Below are 19516 nucleotides of genomic sequence, written 5' to 3' on the forward strand. Positions count from 1 at the left end.
CCCCGCCCGCCTCGCCGGTGGGAGTCGACGCTGAGACGGGTGTGACTCAGGAGGCGTCACCGGTACGCGGCGAACGCCTTCGTGAACACCTGCGGGTCCTGGACGATCGAACTGCACGTTGCGTCCGCATAGTTCTTGGCACCACCCGGGCACTGCTTGTCACCGGTCGCAGACCACATCGACAGCCAGCCGAGCCCCTCGGACTTCGCGAATGCGACGAGCTGGGTGGCGCCCTCGACCGTGAAGACCTCGGAGGTGACGTCATTCACACCGAGCATCGGCGTGACGGTCCACGGTCTTCCAGGCGGCGGCCTCGGAGAGCCCCAGCACGCTCTTGACCTGAGCCTGGGTGGCGGTGGCCTCCTGGAGCCGGTTGAAGACCCGAGGCCGCAGCTGAGGACGGCGGGGCCCGCCCGAGGACGGCGGGGCCCGCCGGGCGGATCGGAGGTTCGCTTCTACGCGCCCCCTCGAAAATCGATGAACACCGGACGGCATACGACCCCGCCCACTACGTTGCCTGCCATATCGGGAGTGGTCTCCCGAACCGGTCCGGAGGGGAACGGAACCGGCATTGCATGCTGGGGGGAACATGTCAGAAATTTCCAGGGCTATCGATGCCCTGCTCGAAGCACGCCTGCGTCAGCTGCCCGCGGTGGAACGTGAGAGCGCGCGGTGGAAGACGCTCGGCGAACGGCTGGACGAGCTGGACACCGCCCTCACCGACCTGCGCCTCCACACCACCCTCGATCCGGACCTCGCCGCATCCCTGACGGTCCCTCAGCTGCCGGAGATGCGGGCCGGCGTGGCCGAGGCCGCCGACTCCTTCCGGACGATCGCCTCCCGGTTCACCCGGACCACCGTCAACCTCGGAGTCAGCGGGGCAGCCCGGATGGGCAAGAGCACCCTGCTCCAGTCGGTCTCCGGCCTGGACGACCAGCAGATCCCGACCGGTGACGGCATTCCGGTCACCGCCGTGCGGAGCCGGATCTTCCATTCGCCCACGGTGCGCCGGGCCGAGCTGGAGATGCACAGTCCGGAGAGCTTCCTCACCGAGGTGATCGCCCCACTGCACACCGCCCTCGCGCTGGCCACGCCACCGCGCTCCCTGACGGATTTCGCCGCCTGGAACTACCCGAAGCCGACGGAGGACACCCGTCGCCGCATGCTGTTCGCGCGGCTGCGCGACCTGCAGAGCGCGCTGCCCTCGTACGAGCACCTGCTGACCGGCGGTGTGACGTCCGTACCGCTGGAGGAGATCCGCCCCTACGTCGCCTACCCGACCAGCGAGGAGGTGGAGGCCGCCGGCCCCGGTGGAGTGCGGCGCCTCTACGCCGCGGTGCGCGAGGCCCGGATCGAGTGCCCCTTCCCGCACGAGCACGTGGCCCGGATCGGCATCGTCGACCTGCCGGGGCTGGGCGAGGTCACCGCCGACGCCGAGCAGCGGCACGTGGACGGGCTGCGCAACGAGGTCGACGCGGTGCTGGTGGTCAAGCGCTCCTCCGAGACCTCCTCGTTCATCGACGAGACCGACACCGCCGGCATGGCGCTGCTGGACCGGGTACGCGGATATGTGCGCAGCACCGGGGAGTTCACCTACGTGGTGCACAACGTCGACCCTGACAAGCCGCATCTCGCCGAGGCGCTCCGGGGGCAGCTGCTGCACAGCCTCAACGACGGGGAGGCCGACCGCTTCTTCACCGTCTTCGAGGCCGACGTACGCGATCCGGAGCAGGTCGGCCGTGAGGTCCTGACCCCGCTGCTGACGCGCCTGGCCGACGGACTGCCAGTGATGGACGCCGAGGTGCTCTCCGGCACCCGCGGCCGCGCCGCCGCGGTACGCGACCGGATCCGGCTGCACCTCACCGACGTACGACGGGTGCTGGACCAGGTGGGGCGGCGCGCGGGAGTGCCGGAGGAGGTCAACGACGCCAAGGCCGACCAGCTGCGCAGCGGTGTCGCCAAGCGGCTGCGCGTGCTGGTCGCCGAGCTCGCGGCGGAGGCGAACCACTCCGCCGACCCGGGTTTCGTCCAGGCGGTCGAGTCCGCCTATCAGGGCGTACTGGACTGGATCGACGACGGTTTCGGACGCGGCGCGCAGACCTGGCAGGAGCTGGCGCTGACCCGCATGATCACCGAGGGGCACCCGGCGGACTTCGCCGGACCCGAGTTCAACCGGATCCGGGTCGAGATCAGCCGCCGTTTCGCGGCACTCGACGACTTCTTCACCGAGCGGATCACCGACGCGTGGGACCGTGCGGCGGCGGCCGTCGCCGCGGAGTGCGGCGCGCTGTTCTCCGAGCAGGCCGGCAGTGAGGAGGCCGACGAGAAGGCCGGTGGCCGGGCGGTCCTGAGCCGCCTCGCGGAGCTGTTCGAGGACTCCCCCCAGCCCTGCCCGGGCCTGGCGGCAGCCGTGCACAACCTCCTCGACGTGCGCCTGGAGTACCGCACCCTGCTGTACCCCCGGGTCCGCCCCGACCTCGCCCCGCTGAACCTCCAGGTCACGCACCCCGACACCGGCGAGGAGATGCAGCACGTGGCGGTGCCGCTGACGGAGGAGGGCGCCAAGGAGCTGTACGGCATCTTCAACGGCCTCGCCGAGCAGGCGGCGTTCCGGATCCAGAAGTCGCTGCTGCGGGAGGCGGCTGTGCCGGCGGCCGTGGTGCACGCGCTGCTGGAGCAGTTCGAGGACACCCTGATCCGCTCCGGCACCTCGGCGCAGGAATTCCGCCGCTTCGTCCGCAGCTACCGCAACGACCTGTGGCCGGAGGAGTTCCGCGGCATCGACGAGGCCAACAGCCGCTTCGCGCGGGTCGTCAGGGTGACCAAGGAGATCGCTGCGCTCACCGAGCGGGAAGACATCGCCGAGCGGGAAGAGGAAGAGCTGTGACGGACGCGCACCGCCCGGTTTTCGAGTACAAGATCGGCCTGCTGGCCCCCAGCCGGGTGGGCAAGAGCACCTTGATCGCCAGTCTGCTGAAGGAGGGCCAGCAGCTACTGAACCGCGAGACGTCGGTGCAGCTGACAGCCGACCGACCGACCCTCAATCGGATCAACGCCACACACAACATGGTGACCGGGGCGCTGAAGGCCAGGGTGTTCGAGCCGGGCCTGGTACCCAGCACGCCCGACCCGTCGTACTTCCGGCTCCTGCTGGAGCCCCGGGGGCAGGATCTGCCGATCCGGTTCGACATCCTCGACTACCCGGGCGCATGGCTGGAGAAGGGCGGCAACAGCGACCAGAACGAGCAGAAGTGGAACGAGTGCGAGACGTTCCTCTCCGACAGTTCAGTGCTGATCGTGCCGGTCGACTCGGTACTCCTCATGGACGCCGGTGACACTCACGCGCATCTGCTGACCGCGCACCTCGCCGTGTCGCAGATCGAGCAGGTGGTACAGCGGTGGGCGAAGAACCGCCGCGAGCGACCCGGCGAACCCGCAATGGTGATCTTCTGCCCGGTCAAATGTGAGACGTACCTGTCGGACAGCGGGAGCCTCCAGGACCATTCCGCGCAGTTGCGGCAGCAGCTGTGCGACCAGTTCAGCGAGGTGCTGGAGACGATCAGGGAGGCCGCCCCGCACGCCTCGGTCCGTTATCTGCCGATCGACACCTTCGGCTGTGTCGAACTGGTCTCGGCCCGCTGGACGCCGCACGCCGACTCCCCGGGCGGGGTCATGTTGATGCCCAAGTACCGCGTACGGCCTCCCGGCACCATCACGCGCAAGGGCCTGGACGACCTGGTCAGCCTGCTCTGCAGACAACTCGTCGAGGCGGCCCGGCTGCAGAGCCAGCGAACTGCCGCCGTGCGCAGGGTGACCGCTGAGTTCTCCCGCAGGCACGCCGAAGCCCAAGAGGGCTTCTTCCGGGACCTGTGGCTCAAGGTCAACGGCGAGCGGAGGCGCCGGATCGAGGCTGCCGACGGCGACGAGGCACGGTACCGCGACGCGGAGCAGACCACCCGGTCCCTCTTCGACGTTCTGGCGACCCTGGCCGAACGGGCGAACGGTGCCCGCCTGCAACACCTGAGCTGAGCCGAAAGGACTCTCCGTGCGGATCCACCTGCGTACCCGAGGTAGGCCCCGGCCACTCGACTACGACTTCCTCAACTCCAGGCCCGCCAACCGTTGGTGGGACGCGTACTCCGACGTGACCGCCACCGAGCGGCCCTGCATGCTCTCCATGGCGGACGACGACCAGTGGCGCGTACTGGTGAGCGGTGTCCCCTCGGTGCGCACCGACTCGGTGGGCACCCTGCTCTTCTACACCCTGGTTCTGGAAGGCACCCACGACGGCACCACCGACGACGACCGCGCGCTCGTGCTGGCTCTGGCCTCACGATGGCTGGCCGATCTCAACGGCCACTGCGACGAGCACAGGTCACTGTCCGCCCTCTTCGACGGCCTCTGCCCGGCCCCGGAGGTGGACCGGCTGCTGGCCGCTCCTCTGTCCGAGCTCACGGCGGACCGTGAAAAACTGACCGCGGCAATCCACGCGGCACTGGCCGGCGTGGAGCCCGTACCGTACGAACCCGCGACCGGGCGCGGTCGCGACCGGTGGATCGCCGGGCGCGGTGCCCCGGGAGCCGCGGCCGCCTTCCTGGAGCGGCTGTCCGCGATGCTGTCCGGGGAGGAGAAGGGGCAGGCGCACCTGCTCAACCTGGTCTCCGAGGCGGAAGACGTGGCCACGTTGTTCCCGGGACGGCTCGCGGTCCTCGTGGAGGGCGGCCAGGTCGGCGACCCGGCCATGCCGCTCGAAGAGCTCCCGCCGTTGAAGGCCCCACCCTGGCCTCCAGTTGCACCGGTTCCGACAAGCCCTCCGGGACCCCACCCAAAAGTCGGATGGCGGACGCCGATGTTCCAGGCATCGCTGGCCGCCTTGATGCTGCTGCTGATTCTGGCCGGGGCCCTTTGGATCTGGGGGGTGCCTTTCTGACGCCGGGCAAGGCCCACAGGGGCCATGACCTGCAGATCAAAGTGCGCCTGCCGGACCGCGAACTCACCTTCTACAGCCGGCCGGTGTTCCAGGAGCGCTGGATCGAGGAGAACCGGCTCCTGGAGTTCCGCTGTGAGTTCCGCTGCACCTACCCGGGTACCCCGCATCCTGTTCTCGCACGACTGAGGGCACGGCTGGTTGTCAGATGGGACGGAGGTCTCCCCTACATGGACAAGGTCGGCGCGCGCCTGCGCACTGTCCTCCAGCGCCGTTCCTCTCTTCTGAGCGACGTCGGCGCGGGTCTGGCCGCGGACCTCATGCCCGGCTTCACTCTGGACGAGGTCGAAGACGTGGACTTCGCGGTGTCGCTGAACGGGAACAAGGTCTTCGACGTGTCGGGAGCCGTCCCGACACGAGAGTGGCAGTCGCTCGTCGTCTCCGGCGACTCCCGCGGCAGCGCCCGGATCAGCGACATCGACTACCCCATGAAGAGGTCCCTCGAGAACATGACCAAGATCCGTTCCGGTCGGACCGCCTAGGAGTACCGCCCCGCCCTCACCCCACCCCCGCCCGCCTCCGCCGCCGCACCGCCCCCCGATGCCCCCTCCGAGCCGGCGCCCGCCCGCTCAGCTGGAGCCATATCCGCACCTCGGCCCCGCCGAGCACCGACGACCCGACCCGTACGTCCCCGCCGGTCGACTCGGCGAGTCGGCGCACGATGTCCAGTCCGAGCCCGGTCGAGCCGGTGTTGCCGGAACCCCGGCCGCGGGCCATCGCGGCCTCGGGGTCGGGTATGCCGGGGCCCGCGTCGGAGACGAGCACGATCACCGCGTCCTCGGCGTTGTGCACGTCGACCGCGAAGGCGGTGCCCTCGGGGGTGTGCCGGAAGACGTTGCCGAGGAGGGCGTCCAGTGCGGCCGCGAGGTCGGCGCGGGCCACGGGTATGCGCACCGGCCGGTCGACACCGGCCACCCGCACCTTGCGGCCCTCGTCCTCCGCGAGCGCCGACCAGAACGCCATTCGCTCCCGTACGACCTCGGCCGCGTCGCATCCGGCGCCCGGCCCGGCGGCCGCGGTCTGCGGTTTGGCCTCGCGGGCGGTCCGGATGATGGTGTCGACCTCGCGCTCCAACTGGGCGACCGCGGCCCGGGTCTGCTCGGCGGCCGGGGAGTCGCCGAGCGAGGCCGCGTTGAGCCGCAGGACGGTCAGGGGCGTGCGCAGCCGGTGGGAGAGGTCGGCGGCCAACTCCCGCTCGTTCGCCAGGAGTTGGACGACCTGGTCGGCCATGGAGTTGAACGCGGCTGCGGCGAGCCGTAGTTCGTTCGGGCCCTCCTCCGGCACGCGCGCGCCCAGTTTCCCCTCGCCCAGTTCGCGCGCGCCCTCGACCAGCCGCTGGGCGGGCTGCACCATCCGTACGCCCAGCCGGTCGGCGACGGCGACCGAGCCGACGACGAGGGCGACGCCGACCGCCGCGAGCACCGCCCAGGCGGTGGCGACACCGTTGCTGACCTCGGACTCGGGGACGTACACCTCGATGACCACGGTCCCGAAGCTCAGGGCGACGGGCTGGAGCAGGGCGGAGCCGCCGGGCACCTCGGTGGTGGAGGCGCGGCCCAGTTCGCGGACGGCCGTGATGTCGGTGTCGGCGGCGCGCTGCCGGCCGAGGTCGACGGCGGCCCGGTCGTCGCTCGCGGGGAGGTGGACGGCCATCCCGTCGTCGGAGCCGGCGGAGGCGACGACCCGCTCCACCTGTTCGCGGTCTGTGGTGATGGACAGCGCGGGGACCACGACGGCGGCCTCCCGCTCGGCGTTGGAGAAGGCGCGGTCGCGGGCCATCTCCTTGATGACCAGCCCGAGCGGAACCGCGAAGGCGACCACGACCATGGTGGTGACCGCCAGACAGACCTTGACCAGTGCCCATCTCATCGCGGCGGCTCCGCTCCGGGAGAGCCGGGGGGCGCCATGGCGGGCGGCTCCATGACGGGCGGTTCCAGCTTCACGCCGACACCCCGCAGGGTGTGCAGATAGCGCGGGCGGGCCGCCGTCTCGCCCAACTTGCGGCGCAGCCAGGACAGATGGACGTCGATGGTCTGGTCGTCGCCGTAGGACTGCTGCCAGACCTCGGCGAGCAGTTCCCGGCGCGGGACGACGACTCCGGGGCGGCCGGCGAGGAAGGCGAGCAGGTCGAACTCGCGGCGGGTGAGGTCGAGGCGGACGCCGTCCAGTTCGGCCTGGCGGCGCAGTGGGTCGACGGTCAGACCGCCGACGCGCAGGACGGTGGACGGAGGGGTGTCGCCGGCGCCGGAGCGGGCGCGGCGCAGGACGGCCGCCATACGGGCCGAGAGGTGCTCCACCGAGAAGGGTTTGGTCAGGTAGTCGTCCGCCCCGGCATTCAGCAGGCGGACGATCTCCGTCTCGTCGTCGCGGGCGGTGGCGATGATGACGGGCACGTCCGTGATGCCGCGCAGCATCTTCAGGGCCTCGGAGCCGTCCAGGTCGGGCAGGCCGAGGTCCAGGATGACCACGTCGAAGCGGAAATGGGCGACCTCGCGCAGCGCCTCCAGTGCCGTCCCGACGCTGCGCACGGTGTGCGAGGCGTCGGTCAGGTGCCGGATGAGCGCCGAGCGTACGAACTGGTCGTCCTCGACCACGAGCACACTTGCCATGCGCCGCACCGTACGCCATGCGGACGAGGGACATTCGGGCCTGTGGACAACTCGCCCTCTGTGGACAACCGGTGGGGCGTCCGTGCGACACCCGTGAGGCGCGTGGGGCAAGATGGCCCGCGATGCGCAGAGGATTCGTACACCTGCTGGCGTGGTCGCTCGCCACGGGCGCGGCGGTCACGCTGTCGTGGTGGGGCGTCCACACGGTCATGGCGGGTACGGCCTACGACCCGCCGCGCGCCCTGCCGCTGACCGCGGGCGACGCGACCACGCAGGAGTCGAAGCCGGTGACCTCGGCCACCAGCCGCCCGACTCCTTCCGAAAGCCCCTCGGACAGCCCGTCCCCGCAGCCGAGCCGGGCGCCCCGCTCGCCCTCCCCCTCCCCTTCGAAAACGGCGACAACCGCTCCCCCGAGCCCCTCCGGCGAGGTCAAGAGCTACGACACCGACGGCGGGCGGGTCGTGTTCGACCTCGGGAAGACCTCCGCGACGCTCGTCTCGGCGACGCCGGGCGCCGACTGGTCGATGCAGGTGTGGAAGACGGAGTCATGGATCCGGGTGGAGTTCGCCTCGGGCGCGGACCGGGTGTCGGTGTTCTGCACGTGGCACGACGGACCGCCACGGGTGGAAGTGGGCGACTACTAGGACCTACCGGGCCGGTTCGGCACCTCACGCACGAGGAACACGTCCACCGGGTCCTCGGTCCGGAGCGTGAAGCCGTGCCGCTCGTACAACCGCCGGGCCGCGCTGCCCTGCAGCACGTTCAGCCGGACCCGGACGCCGTCGCGGTCGCACCGATCGAGCAGCCGGCGCAGCACCGCGGAACCGATGCCCCGGCCCTGCAGGCGCGGGTCCAGATAGAAGTGCTCCAGCCAGTGCGCGTCCGCGTCCGGCCGCAGCGCCACGCACCCGGCGAACGCGCCGCCGACCTCGATCACCCAGGTGTGCGCCGGCACGAACCCGTCCCGCAGCCGCTGCCGCACCCGCCCCTCGTCGTACCGCCCGAGCCGCTCCAGATCGGCCCGAAGCACGACGGCACGCAGCTCGGCCACCGCCTCGACATCCTCCGCCGAGGCCTGCCGCATCTCCCAGTCCGCCATGATCGCGATGCTAGCCCGCCCGCTGCGCCTCAGCGGAACGCCGAAGGAGGAGGGGCCGGGGAAGCGACCGCCGACGCGTCCGTCACGGGGACGGCCCCGCCGGTGAAGTCGGTGAGCGGCTTGCCGTGCTCGACCCGGGCGGGGTGCGGGTCACAGGCGGCTTTGCGGGTCAGCTCGGCCACCGGCAGGGGCAGGTCCGAGGCGACGAGGACCGCGTTGCCGAACCGCTTGCCGCGCAGCACGGTCGGGTCGGCGACCAGGGCGAGTTCGGGGAAGCGGGCGGCGGCGGTGGCGATCTGGCCGCGCAGGTGGGCGAGCGGTGGGCCGTCGGCGAGGTTGGCGGCGTAGAGCCCGCCGGGCGCGAGGGCCCTGCGGACCTCGTCGAGGAACTCGGTCGAGGTCAGGTGCGCGGGCGTCCGGGCGCCGCTGAACACGTCGGCGATGACGAGGTCGGCCCATCCGTCGGGCAGCCTGACGAGCCCCTCCCGGGCGTCGACGGACCTGACCCTGATCCGCGCAGCCGGGTCCAACGGCAGTTCACGGCGTACCAGCTGGACGAGGCGCGCGTCCCGCTCGACGATCTGCTGGGTGGAGCGGGGGCGGGTGGCGGCGACGTACCGGGCGAGGGTGAAGGCGCCTCCGCCGAGGTGCACGACGCGCAGGGGCTTGCCGGGCGGGGCGGCGAGGTCGATGACGTGTCCGAGCCGCCGCTGGTACTCGAAGGAGAGGAAGGCCGGGTCGTCGAGGTCGACGTGCGACTGCGGCGCACCGTCTATGAGGAGCGTCCAGGCACGCGTCCGGTCGCGGTCGGGTACGAGCTGCGCGAGCCCGCCGTCGACGGTCTCGACGACGACGGCGGCGTCGGCGCCGCGCTCGCGCCGGGAGTTCCTGGACCTTGCCATAGAGGCATTTTCGCAGGCGGTGAGGAGACCCCGCGTGCTCAGCCAGGCCCGGAGCTCACCGGCAGTTGTCCGCCGCCTCGATCGTCCGCGCCGCCTCTCCCAACGCCCGCCGCAGGACGGCGGGATCGGTCGCGAGGTCCGCCTCGCCGGGCGGCACCAGCCAGTCCGAGCTCTCGTCCGGCGGCTCGGGGTTCAGTCGCAGCCCGTGCCCGTTGGTCTCCGTGCAGGTACTTCCGGGAACGTCCCAGGCAGCGGCGGTTCCCGGTGGCACGAAGAAGCCGAGCGTGCCGTCCCCGCCGTCGTGCAGGACGGGCCCCACCGCGTCCGCGTCACCGCGCCGCAGAATGTCGACCGCCTCCAGCCCTTGTCGGGTCGGCACCGTCACGACGTCACATGCCGCCACCGGCGACATACAGGGATCGTTGCTCTGGCTGGTCTCCATCCCGGCCTCCACACCGCACAGCCCGCTTGCAGTCCACAGCCTTCAACGCGTCGCACCGTCAACGGCTACGGCGGAAGTTGGCCGCAAAGGATGGCAGTTCATGGCAGATCAGGGATGAGATATCCGGTTTGTAGCCAAACACAGCGTGGCGACCCGACCACAGCAGGTACGTTCTTGCCCGCTGGACACCAGGGTGAGCACCCTCGAACGCATCGGTCAACTCACTCGGAATCCGGCATGGTTCGACGGTTCGCACGAGAGGACCCGGCCATGGCGTCGTCAACGGTGACCCCACCCCGGCCCAACCGGCCACCACGGCCCAACCTCGCCTTCCGGCACCTGCGCGGACAGCGCTCGCCGGCCGAGTTCGCCGCACTGGTACGGCGGGCCGCGCGCGAGATCGGCGAGCGGGTCAGCTGCGACGCGCGCTACATCGGCCGGGTCGAGGCAGGAGAGATCCGCTGCCCCAACTACGCGTACGAGCGGGTGTTCCTGCACATGTTCCCCGGCCGCACGCTCACCGATCTGGGGTTCGCGCCCCGCTCGTCCGTGCGCGGACGGGGGGCGCGCGCGGCAGGTGACGCGCCGGGCTCGGATGAGACACGCGGAGCGGACGAGCCGTATGACACGCAGGACCCGTGCGACACGCACCACAACCACGAGGAGAGCGACGTGCTGCGTCGCGCATTCATGACGGGCGGAGGCGCCACGGTGGCCGCCGCCTCGCTGGGCCCCTTCGGGTTCGCCCTGGACGCATCGGCGGCGGAACGTTCCGTGCGCCGCGCCGGGGCGGGCGAGGCGAGCGCCCTCGAAGAAGCGGTCCGCAGGATTCGGCTGCTGGACGACCGGCACGGCGCCGACGGTCTCTACCGGCGCGCGGCGGCCCCGCTGCGCGCCGCGTACGCGCTGCTGGACGCCGGCGCGACCCGGCAGGCGACCGACGACCGGCTGCACTCGGGCGCCGGTGAGCTCGCCATCTCGGTGGGCTGGCTGGCACACGACTCGGGCCGGTTCGACGACGCGCGCTCGCACTACGCGGAGGCCCTCGCGACCGCGCGGATGGCCGGGGACGAGGCGCTGGAGGCGCACGCGTTCTGCAACACGGCGTTCCTCGCGCGCGACGCGGGCCGACCGCGCGAGGCCGTGCGCGCGGCGCAGGCGGCCCAGCGCGTCGCGCGCCCCCTCGGCTCACCCCGGCTGATGTCGCTGCTCGCGCTGCGCGAGGCGGGCGGCTGGGCCGGCCTCGCCGACCGCACCGGCACCGAACAGGCCCTCGCACGCGCCCAGGCCCTCTACGAGCGGGGCCCCTGCGACGCCGACCCCGAGTGGATGAGCTTCTACGGCGAGGCCGAGTTGGAGGGGCTGGAGGCGCAGTGCTGGTCCACCCTGGGCGACTGGCCGCGCGCGGCCCGGCACGCACGGCGTGCGGCGCACCTTCAGGACCCCCACTTCACCCGCAACATCGCGCTGTACACCGCCGAACTGGCGGACGACCTCGCCCGCGGCGGCCGCCCCGACGAGGCCGCGGCGGCGGGGTTGCGGGTACTGGACCTGCTGGGCCAGGTCCAGTCGTCGAGGATCCAGACGATGCTGGCGGGCACGGCCAGAGTGCTGCTCCCTCACCGGCGGGCTTCGGGGGTGTCGGATTTCCTGGAGAGACACGCATCGAAACCGAGGGCCGTGTGAGCAGGCCCGCGCAACTGCGGTGCCGCCCCGCAGGCCGCCCCCCGTCCGGCAGAAGCATCGTCCGCGGCGACAGCACGTATCAGCGCCACGCCCGCCCTGGCTGCGGGCAGCCGTGCCGCCGGACGGCTCCCGTCCCGCAGAAGCCGCGCCCGCCCGGCCCAGCCGCAGCCATCGCCCACCGCGACGGCGCCCGTCAGGCGCACGCCCACCCCAGCCGCGAGCATCGCCCGCTGCCACGGCGCGCGTCGGCGCCACCCCGCCGCGGCTACGGGCAGCCGTGCCGCCGGACGGATCCCGTCCCGGGGAAAGCGGCGCGCCGCGAGCGCGGGTGAGCGGACGCACCCGTCCGCAGCAGCCCCGCGGGGGTCGTCACGCCGCCAGGTGCCCCAAGTCGTTCCAGCTCTCGATCGCCGGCTCGCCGTAAGCCCAGCCCAGGACGGACAGCGACGTCGGATTGAGCCGGATCCGTGCCGCGAAGTCCAGCGGCAGCCCCAGCCACCGTGCGCCGATCGACCGGAGGATGTGCCCGTGGGCGAACACGAGGACGTCCCGGTCCTCGGCGCGTGCCCAGGCGACGACCTCGTCCGCGCGCGCGGTGACCTCCCCCAGGCTCTCGCCCTCGGGCACCCCGTCACGCCAGATGAGCCAGCCCGGCCGGGCGGCCTGGATGTCGGCGGGGGTCAGGCCCTCGTAGGCGCCGTAGTCCCACTCCATGAGCGTGTCCCACACCGTGGCCCGCTCGCCGAAGCCGGCGATCTCGCACGTCTCACGCGCGCGTGCCAGCGGGCTGACGCGTATCTCGACGTCGGGGAGGCTGTCGAACGGCGCCCGGTGCAGCCGCTCGCCGAGCAACTCGGCACCGCGGCGGCCCTCTTCCAGCAGGGGCACGTCGGTCCTGCCGGTGTGCTTGCCGGACAGTGACCACTCCGTCTGTCCGTGCCGGGCCAGCAGGATGCGCGGTGCCATGGGGGACCTTTCCGGGAAAACCCTGGGGGAACCAAGGGACAAATCAGAGGCGGAACCCCTCCATCATCGCTCACCCTGAACAGGGGCAACCCGGCGGGCGATCTCAGCGTCTTTGAGGGCCGGGGGCGTTCGGAACGGGCGCGTACACACGCCGTAGAGTGGCACCTCCCGTGCCACTGGCGCCGCAGCGACAAGAAGAGGGGGAGGCGATCGGATGCCGCAGACCGAGACACCGGGCACCGAGGCGGCGCCGAAGAGCCGACTGCGCTGGTGGACCGAACTGCCGCTGATCCTGCTGGTGTACGCGTGCTACTCGGCGGGCCGGCTGCTCGCACGCGGGGACGTCACCACGGCCGTCGACCACGGTCTCGCGATCCTGCGGATCGAGAAGTTCCTGCACATCAACGCGGAGCACCCGCTGAACCGCCTCTTCAGGACCGAGGCGTGGATCGGCGTCCCGGCGGACTTCTGGTACGCGTCGCTGCACTACCTGGTGACGCCGGTGCTCCTGGTCTGGCTGTTCCGCTCGCGTGCCGTCCACTACCGGGCGGCCCGCACCTGGTTGATGACGTCGACCTTCATAGGTCTGATCGGCTTCACCCTGCTGCCCACCTGCCCACCCCGGTTGCTGTCGGCGAACCACGGTTTCGTGGACACGATGGCCCAGTACAGCTCGTACGGCTGGTGGGGCGGCGAGGCGAGCGCGCCGCGGGGGCTGGGCGGCATGACCAACCAGTACGCGGCCATGCCGAGTCTGCACGTGGGCTGGGCGCTGTGGTGCGGGGTGATGCTGTGGCGCCACGGCCGCACCCGCACGGCGAAGGTGGCGGCCGTCGTCTACCCGCTGGTGACGGTGATCGTGGTGATGGGCACCGCGAACCACTACTTCCTCGACGCGGTCGCGGGCGCGGCCGTGATGGGCGTGGGCCTGCTGCTGGCGCCGCTGGTGATGCGGCGGACGGACCGGATCCGCGCCCGGTTCGCGGCCCGCGGCCCGATCGCCACGGCGCGTGTCCCCCTCGTCTCGACGGCCTCTCCGGGCACAGAGGCCTCGATTGTCAGTGGCGGATGCCAGACTTCCACGGGTGAGCGAATTCCACGGCAGCGCGAGCCACGGCTCGGCCCCGGAGCCGAGCCGGGTGCCTCCTCCTCGGACGCGGGGGACGGCGCTCCGGCAGCGGCTCGCTGACCTGCGCGGTCCCGACGTACCCGCCAAGGCGCTGGACGCCCGCGCCCTCGCGGCGCTCGCCGCGAACCCGGGCTGCAGACGACGCGCGATCCTCGACGGCGCCGGGGTGAACAAGGCGGCGCTGGCGAGCGCTCTGGGCTCGCCCTCGGCCTTCGGGCAGTCGCAGTTCGCCCTGACGCGGGGCAACGCGTTCGAGGCGAAGGTGAAGGCGGACGGCGGCGCGGAACTGCTGCGTCTGGTACACGAACGGCTGGACCCGCGCGCGGAGCCGCCCGCCGGGGCGAGCGTCCCCGACCTGTCGGCGATCGGTCCCGAGGGCCGTACGGCGCGGACGGCGCTGGCGCTGCGCGAGGCCACCGAGGCGTCCGGCACGTGGACGCTGCTCGACCACCCGATGCTCGCGCTCGACGTCGCGGGCTCCCCCGCCTTCCTGGAGCCGGACGCGGTGGTGGTGCACCCGGACGGCAGCTGGACCGTCGTGGAGATCAAGTCGTTCCCGATGCTGGACGGCTCGGCGGACCCGGCGAAGGTCGGCGCGGCCGCCCGGCAGGCCGCCGTGTACGTGCTCGCGCTGGAGGAGGTAGCCGGCCGTCTCGACCCGGCCCCGCGCGTGCGCCACCGCGTGCTCCTCGTCTGTCCCAAGGACTTCTCCAACCTGCCCACCGCCTCCGCCGTGGACGTCCGCAAGCAGCGCGCGGTCACCAGCCGGCAGCTGGCCCGGCTCACCCGCATCCAGGACATCGCCGACGCCCTCCCGGAGGGCACGTGCTTCAGCCCCGAGCTGCCCGCCGAGCAGCTCACGGCGGCCGTCGAGTCGGTCCCGGCGACGTACGCGCCCGAGTGCCTGGCCGCCTGCGAGCTGGCGTTCCACTGCCGCGACCGCTCCCGCGCGGCCGACGCCGTGACCACCCTGGGCCGCCCGGTCCGCGCCGAGCTGGGCGGGCTGACGACGGTCGAGGACGTGCTGGCCGCCGCGCGCGGCCGGGCCGGGGACCCGGACGACCCGGCGGTCGCGGCGCTGCGCAGGGCGGCTCAGCTGCGGGACGAGGCTCTGGGGGCGATGTGTCACTGATCGCCACCCTCGCCCGCCTCGAGGCCGTCACCACCGGCCGTGCCCAGCCCGCCGCCACCGTCCGGCACCGGCATCTGTCCGAGCGGCCGTTGGTGTTCGTGCCGCTGACCACCGCCGGTGAGGCCGGCGCCCCGCTCGGCGCGCTGGTCGGCACCGACCGGGACACGCCCCGGCTGCTCGTCGTACCGCAGCCGCGCGACCGTGACCTCCGGTTCGCGTTCCTGGCGGAGCTGGCCGACATCGTCCTGCCGTACATCGACTCCTACGCCGACGCCGTCGAGGCCGCCGAGCGGAGTGAGACCGACCCGGAGACCGGCAAGCGCGTCAAGGTCGAGGTCGAGCTGTGCGCCGACGCGCCCCAGCTGGTCGTCCCGAGCCGCGCGGGCGTCGACTTCGTCCGCCTGCTGGGCCGCTCGATGCGCTTTCGGCGTACGGCGGAGCAGGACCCGGAGACGCCGTATCCGGCGCCCCCGCGCGTGCCCTTGCTCGGGCGGTGGCTGACGCACTTCGGGGAGCGGGCCCGGGTGCCCGGCTCCTCGCTGCTGCTGGCGCTGACGGAGGTGCTGGGCCGGCACTGGGCGACCGGGCAGTCCAGCCTGGAGGACCAGCATCTGGGGGCGCTGCTCGCCTGGATCGACCCGCCCGAGGGCAGCACGGGCGCCGAGGCCGCGCTCCACGCCGAGCTGGCGCGCGACGACCGGGACCAGCTGTTGTGCCCGCCGGCCGGTCCGGCGACCGACCCGGCGTTCGACAACAAGCTGCTCGCTCCGGCCATCGAGCGCTACGACCGCGCGCGTACCGCCCTGGCCGCCGCCGAGGACGGCCTGCAGGCCGACGACCGGCTGGGCGAGCTGACCGCGGCCGAGCGGGAGATCCGCGAGCTGGTGCGCAGCCGGACGCTGCCCACCTGGCAGAAGGTGTGGAAGGGCATCGACCTGCTGCGGGAGCTGCCGGAGGGGGCGCACGTCGAGGAGCGGTGGACGCGCGACCGCTGGTCGTTCACCGGCCACCGCGACCGGGTCGTGGCGGGCGAGCCGCCGCAGCCGCGCCGCGACGACGCGGTCACCGCCGCCAACAAGCTGGCCACGCGCGAGCGCGAACAGGCCCGTCTGGAGGCGCAGGAGGCCCTCGACGATCCGCTGGTGATGGCGGGGCGGCGGCTGGCCGGGGAGGCGTTCGCGGGCGAGGTCGTCGATGTCGTCATGGCGTACAGCGAGGGCAAGCGGCCGAGTCCCCGCCCGCTGGTCACGGTCCGTACGGAGGACCGGCCGCATCTCGGTGAGCGGGCGAAGGTGTTCCGGTCGCTGGGCGGCAAGCCGCAGGCGGCGGAGTTCGTGGGCCAGGAGGACGAGGGCCTGCTCGTGCTGCGGATCGTCGACAAGATGGGCCGCGGCAAGGAGCCCGAGGTGGGGTCGGTGCCCGAGAAGGGCGACCGGGTGTGCTTCACGCTCTTCGAGCACGAGCAGCGCGGCGGCGCGAAGCTGCCCGACCCGGAGGAGACACCGTGGACGCACGGCGGACCGCCCGGTGAGCAGGTGCCCGAGGCCGCCGATTCCGTCACCGAGGAGGACATGCTGTGACCACCGAGGCCGTCTTCGACCCCGGTACCGCCGCCGCCCGCGCCACCGACGCGATCCTCCACGACACGCTGCACGGCAGCGCGCGCGGTGTGGTCGTCGACTCCCCGCCGGGCGCCGGCAAGTCCACGCTCGTCGTCCGCGCGGCGCTGGAACTGGCGGACGCCGGGCGGCCGCTGATGGTGGTCGCGCAGACCAACGCCCAGGTCGACGACCTGGTCCTGCGGCTCGCCGAGAAGAGCCCCGAGCTGCCGGTGGGCCGTCTGCACAGCAGCGACGCCGACGCCTACGACAAGGCGCTGGACGACCTGCCGAACGTACGGAAGTCGGCGAAGGCGGCCGAGCTCACCGGCCTGCCCGTCGTCATCTCCACGGCGGCGAAGTGGGCGCATGTGAAGGCCGACGAGCCATGGCGGCACGCGATCGTGGACGAGGCGTACCAGATGCGCTCGGACGGGTTGCTCGCCGTGGCCGGGTTGTTCGAGCGGGCGCTGTTCGTGGGCGACCCGGGGCAGCTGGACCCGTTCGCGATCGTGGGCAGTGAGCAGTGGGCGGGCCTGTCGTACGACCCGTCGGCCTCGGCGGTGACGACGCTGCTGGCGCACAACCCGGACCTGCCGCAGCACCGCCTGCCGGTGTCCTGGCGCCTCCCGGCGTCGGCGGCGCCCCTGGTCTCGGACGCGTTCTACCCGTACACCCCCTTCCGCAGCGGCACGGACCACGGGGACCGGCGCCTGGCCTTCGCCGTGCCGTCGGACGGCTCCGGGCCGGACCGGGTGATCGACGAGGCGGCGGAGTCCGGCTGGGGCCTGCTGGAACTGCCCGCCCGGCACACGCCGCGCACGGACCCGGAGGCGGTACGGGCGGTCGCGACGGTCGTCCGCCGCCTGCTGGACCGAGGCGGCGCGGCCACCTCCGAACGCTCCCCCGATCCCACCCCCCTCACCCCCGACCGGATCGCCGTCGGCACGGCACACCGCGACCAGGCGGCGGCAATCCGCGCGGCACTCGCCGAGCTGGGCGTCACGGACGTCACCGTGGACACGGCCAACCGGCTCCAGGGCCGGGAGTACGACGTCACGGTGATCCTCCACCCCCTCTCCGGCCGCCCCGACGCCACCGCCTTCCACCTGGAAACGGGCCGCCTCTGCGTCCTCGCCTCCCGCCACCGGCACGCGTGCATCGTGGTGTGCCGGGCGGGGGTGGGCGAGCTCCTGGACGACTATCCGTCGACCGAGCCGGTACAGCTGGGGACGGTCGTGAAGTTCCCGGACGGCTGGGAAGCCAACCACGCAGTACTGGCCCACCTGGCGGAACACCGCATCAGCCACCGTCCCTGAGCAGCCCACGCCACCCACCCGGCCGAACCCGAGCAGCCCCCTTCCCGACTCGGGCGGGCCCGAGCAGCCCACGCCACCCACCCGGCCGAACCCGAGCAGCCCCCTTCCCGACCCCGCCGGGCCCGAGCAGCACGCAGCGCGTGGTGTGGGCGCGGCTCGGGGAACATCGCGGGCTCCGGAAACCTTGAGACTGCGGGTTCCGGGCCCTCTTGCGTGCTCGGAGGACAATGGAAGGTGGTCCGCTCACCAGTGGTGCCATCCCGACCGTACGAGGAGGAGAAGACATGGCGGAGCCCACGCCGCGTCGGAACGAACCGCGGCTACGCCCCGCGCCCCTGCTCTTCGAGCCCGCGGAGGCGGCGGGTGATCCGGAGCACTTCTTCGATCTGGAGTCGATCGACGACCCCCAGGCGCTGCTGGCGCGTGCCACGGAGCTGACGCAGGCGTTCCAGGCGGCGGCCGACCGGGCGATGGAGTTCCAGGCCATGGCGGCGGCCCAGCTCGCCGACCCGCGCCGCTTCGACCGGCTGACCCCGGCCGACATCGCCGAGCGGGCGGAGTGGACCGAGGACTACGCGAAGAAGATGGTCGAGTTCGGCCGGGATCTGATGCGGGGCGATGTCGAGGGGCGGGGGCACGTCGACCCCGTGTAGATCACCCCGCGTGACGCCATGGCATATGCCGGGCGGGCAAGATACCCCTTCCCGCCCTCTCGCGTCCCGATTTCCCGCAACCCTGGGGAATCACCCGCTCACGCCCGGTAGACCTGGGCGGTATGAGCAGCGCATGGGACGTCCCTCTCACCGAGCACCCCGACGCCGCCGCGGTCACCGCGGACGGTGTCGCCTGGCTGGCCTCCGCCGGGACGTACCCCCGCAGCACGCTCGCCCTCTGGGAGGACCAGCCGCACGCCCCGGTCGTCCTGCCCTGCGGTTCCGTCTTCGACGTCGTGAGCGCCCCCGCGATGTTCGGGCGGCTGATGCTGGACCGGCTGTGGGGCGAGGGGCCGGGCTCCGGGCCGGTGGCCGCGTTCCGAGGGCGGACGCTGCTGTTCGCCGCGCCGGGCACGGCCCAACGGCTGCCCTCGCTGCTGGAGTGGGAGGAGTGGAGCGCCGACGGTCGCCCGGACGGCCGTACGCGCGGTGTCCCGCCACTGCTGTGCCACGGCACCGGTGACGCGGTGACCGTGCCGCCCCCGCTCACCTCCCCGCAGGACGCCTCCATCCGCTGGATGGTCGCCCCGGACACCCGCCACCCGTGGCTGCCGGGCCCCGAAATCCTGCTCTGGGCCGCCGTCCGGGCCGCCCGGTCAGCAGTGCGGATATCGATTTCTCACCCCGCCGACCAGGGTGCTAAGGTCTACGACGTCAGCAGGCGCCGCTAGCTCAGTTGGTTAGAGCAGCTGACTCTTAATCAGCGGGTCCGGGGTTCGAGTCCCTGGCGGCGCACGATGTCGATGGCGAGGCCGGTTCGCGGAAAGCGCGAACCGGCCTCGCCATCGTCGTATCTGCGCGGCTGCGCCGCGCGCTGTGGGGGCTCCGCCACCCACACCCCCTTTACCGTCGGCTGTCGTGGCCGCAAGCCGAAGCAGTCACCCCAGTGCGATCCGAGGGCAAGGCCTCTCGCGGAAGCGCGGGGCTCTTCGCG

Annotated in this window: 18 protein-coding genes, 1 tRNA gene and 1 pseudogene; 13 read left to right on the forward strand and 7 right to left on the reverse strand. The window is 72.5% G+C overall.

Annotated elements, in window-relative coordinates; translation table 11 throughout:
* Positions 1-56: 56 nt before the first annotated feature.
* A pseudogene (locus IE263_RS32505) lies at positions 57-366 on the reverse strand (cellulose binding domain-containing protein); the annotation flags it as partial.
* Between the two features lie 223 nt (positions 367-589).
* On the opposite strand from IE263_RS32505, the gene IE263_RS32510 reads away from it, so the two are divergent.
* The 4 genes from IE263_RS32510 to IE263_RS32525 are packed head-to-tail and all read left to right on the forward strand — an operon-like array spanning position 590 to position 5469.
* Positions 590-2887, forward strand: a complete 2298-nt coding sequence (locus IE263_RS32510) for a hypothetical protein (protein WP_189941440.1) — start codon at positions 590-592, stop codon at positions 2885-2887.
* Complete coding sequence (locus tag IE263_RS32515; protein WP_189941441.1) at positions 2884-4029, forward strand: hypothetical protein; 1146 nt, start codon at positions 2884-2886, stop codon at positions 4027-4029. The genes IE263_RS32510 and IE263_RS32515 overlap by 4 nt, the downstream gene beginning before the upstream one ends.
* 16 nt (positions 4030-4045) lie before the next feature.
* Positions 4046-4930, forward strand: a complete 885-nt coding sequence (locus tag IE263_RS32520; RefSeq protein WP_189941442.1) for a hypothetical protein — start codon at positions 4046-4048, stop codon at positions 4928-4930.
* A gap of 41 nt (positions 4931-4971) precedes the next feature.
* On the forward strand, positions 4972-5469 hold the full coding sequence (locus IE263_RS32525) for a hypothetical protein (protein ID WP_189941443.1): 498 nt from the start codon (positions 4972-4974) through the stop codon (positions 5467-5469).
* A 16-nt stretch (positions 5470-5485) separates the two neighbouring features.
* Here the strand turns inward: IE263_RS32525 and IE263_RS32530 are convergent, their stop codons facing one another.
* The gene (locus IE263_RS32530) at positions 5486-6856 is read right to left on the reverse strand and encodes a HAMP domain-containing sensor histidine kinase (protein ID WP_189941444.1); all 1371 of its coding nucleotides are present in this window, start codon (positions 6854-6856) and stop codon (positions 5486-5488) included.
* A complete protein-coding gene (locus tag IE263_RS32535) occupies positions 6853-7596 on the reverse strand; it encodes a response regulator transcription factor (protein WP_189941445.1) in 744 nt (247 codons plus the stop codon). The genes IE263_RS32530 and IE263_RS32535 overlap by 4 nt, the downstream gene beginning before the upstream one ends.
* Positions 7597-7718: 122 nt before the next feature.
* Between IE263_RS32535 and IE263_RS32540 the strand changes: the two genes are divergently transcribed.
* Positions 7719-8240 carry a hypothetical protein gene (locus tag IE263_RS32540; protein ID WP_189941446.1) on the forward strand — a complete coding sequence of 174 codons (522 nt, stop codon included), beginning with the start codon at positions 7719-7721 and terminating at the stop codon, positions 8238-8240.
* Here the strand turns inward: IE263_RS32540 and IE263_RS32545 are convergent.
* Genes IE263_RS32545 through IE263_RS32555 form a run of 3 tightly spaced genes read right to left on the reverse strand, consistent with a single transcriptional unit; the run spans position 8237 to position 10039 of the window.
* A complete protein-coding gene (locus IE263_RS32545) occupies positions 8237-8695 on the reverse strand; it encodes a GNAT family N-acetyltransferase (protein WP_189941447.1) in 459 nt (152 codons plus the stop codon). The two genes, IE263_RS32540 and IE263_RS32545, sit on opposite strands and share 4 nt — an antisense overlap.
* Before the next feature lie 29 nt (positions 8696-8724).
* Complete coding sequence (locus IE263_RS32550; protein WP_189941448.1) at positions 8725-9597, reverse strand: spermidine synthase; 873 nt, start codon at positions 9595-9597, stop codon at positions 8725-8727.
* A 55-nt stretch (positions 9598-9652) separates the two neighbouring features.
* Positions 9653-10039, reverse strand: coding sequence for a hypothetical protein (locus IE263_RS32555; RefSeq protein ID WP_189941449.1), 387 nt, complete (start codon positions 10037-10039; stop codon positions 9653-9655).
* Between the two features lie 270 nt (positions 10040-10309).
* Between IE263_RS32555 and IE263_RS32560 the strand changes: the two genes are divergently transcribed.
* The gene (locus tag IE263_RS32560; protein WP_189941450.1) at positions 10310-11725 is read left to right on the forward strand and encodes an NsdA family TPR-like regulatory protein; all 1416 of its coding nucleotides are present in this window, start codon (positions 10310-10312) and stop codon (positions 11723-11725) included.
* A gap of 369 nt (positions 11726-12094) precedes the next feature.
* On the opposite strand, the gene IE263_RS32565 is transcribed toward IE263_RS32560, so the two are convergent.
* Entirely contained in the window at positions 12095-12691 is a 597-nt protein-coding gene (locus IE263_RS32565; protein ID WP_189941451.1) for a histidine phosphatase family protein, read from the reverse strand.
* A gap of 214 nt (positions 12692-12905) precedes the next feature.
* On the opposite strand from IE263_RS32565, the gene IE263_RS32570 reads away from it, so the two are divergent.
* The 7 genes from IE263_RS32570 to IE263_RS32600 all read left to right on the forward strand — a co-directional run bounded on the left by IE263_RS32570 (position 12906) and on the right by IE263_RS32600 (position 19317).
* Positions 12906-13880 carry a phosphatase PAP2 family protein gene (locus IE263_RS32570; RefSeq protein ID WP_189941452.1) on the forward strand — a complete coding sequence of 325 codons (975 nt, stop codon included), beginning with the start codon at positions 12906-12908 and terminating at the stop codon, positions 13878-13880.
* On the forward strand, positions 13831-14952 hold the full coding sequence (locus IE263_RS32575) for a hypothetical protein (RefSeq protein ID WP_189941572.1): 1122 nt from the start codon (positions 13831-13833) through the stop codon (positions 14950-14952). The genes IE263_RS32570 and IE263_RS32575 overlap by 50 nt, the downstream gene beginning before the upstream one ends.
* The gene (locus IE263_RS32580; RefSeq protein WP_189941453.1) at positions 14943-16532 is read left to right on the forward strand and encodes a hypothetical protein; all 1590 of its coding nucleotides are present in this window, start codon (positions 14943-14945) and stop codon (positions 16530-16532) included. The genes IE263_RS32575 and IE263_RS32580 overlap by 10 nt, the downstream gene beginning before the upstream one ends.
* Positions 16529-17869, forward strand: coding sequence for an AAA domain-containing protein (locus tag IE263_RS32585; RefSeq protein ID WP_189941454.1), 1341 nt, complete (start codon positions 16529-16531; stop codon positions 17867-17869). Before IE263_RS32580 ends, IE263_RS32585 begins: the two co-directional genes overlap by 4 nt.
* Positions 17870-18153: 284 nt before the next feature.
* On the forward strand, positions 18154-18522 hold the full coding sequence (locus tag IE263_RS32590; RefSeq protein WP_189941455.1) for a DUF8844 domain-containing protein: 369 nt from the start codon (positions 18154-18156) through the stop codon (positions 18520-18522).
* 122 nt (positions 18523-18644) lie between these two features.
* Entirely contained in the window at positions 18645-19253 is a 609-nt protein-coding gene (locus IE263_RS32595) for a bifunctional DNA primase/polymerase (RefSeq protein ID WP_189941456.1), read from the forward strand.
* Positions 19244-19317: transfer RNA gene (locus IE263_RS32600), tRNA-Lys, on the forward strand. The genes IE263_RS32595 and IE263_RS32600 overlap by 10 nt, the downstream gene beginning before the upstream one ends.
* Positions 19318-19516: the final 199 nt, after the last annotated feature.

It is taken from the genome of Streptomyces aurantiogriseus (assembly GCF_014649375.1).
In the GTDB taxonomy this organism is placed as follows: domain Bacteria; phylum Actinomycetota; class Actinomycetes; order Streptomycetales; family Streptomycetaceae; genus Streptomyces; species Streptomyces aurantiogriseus.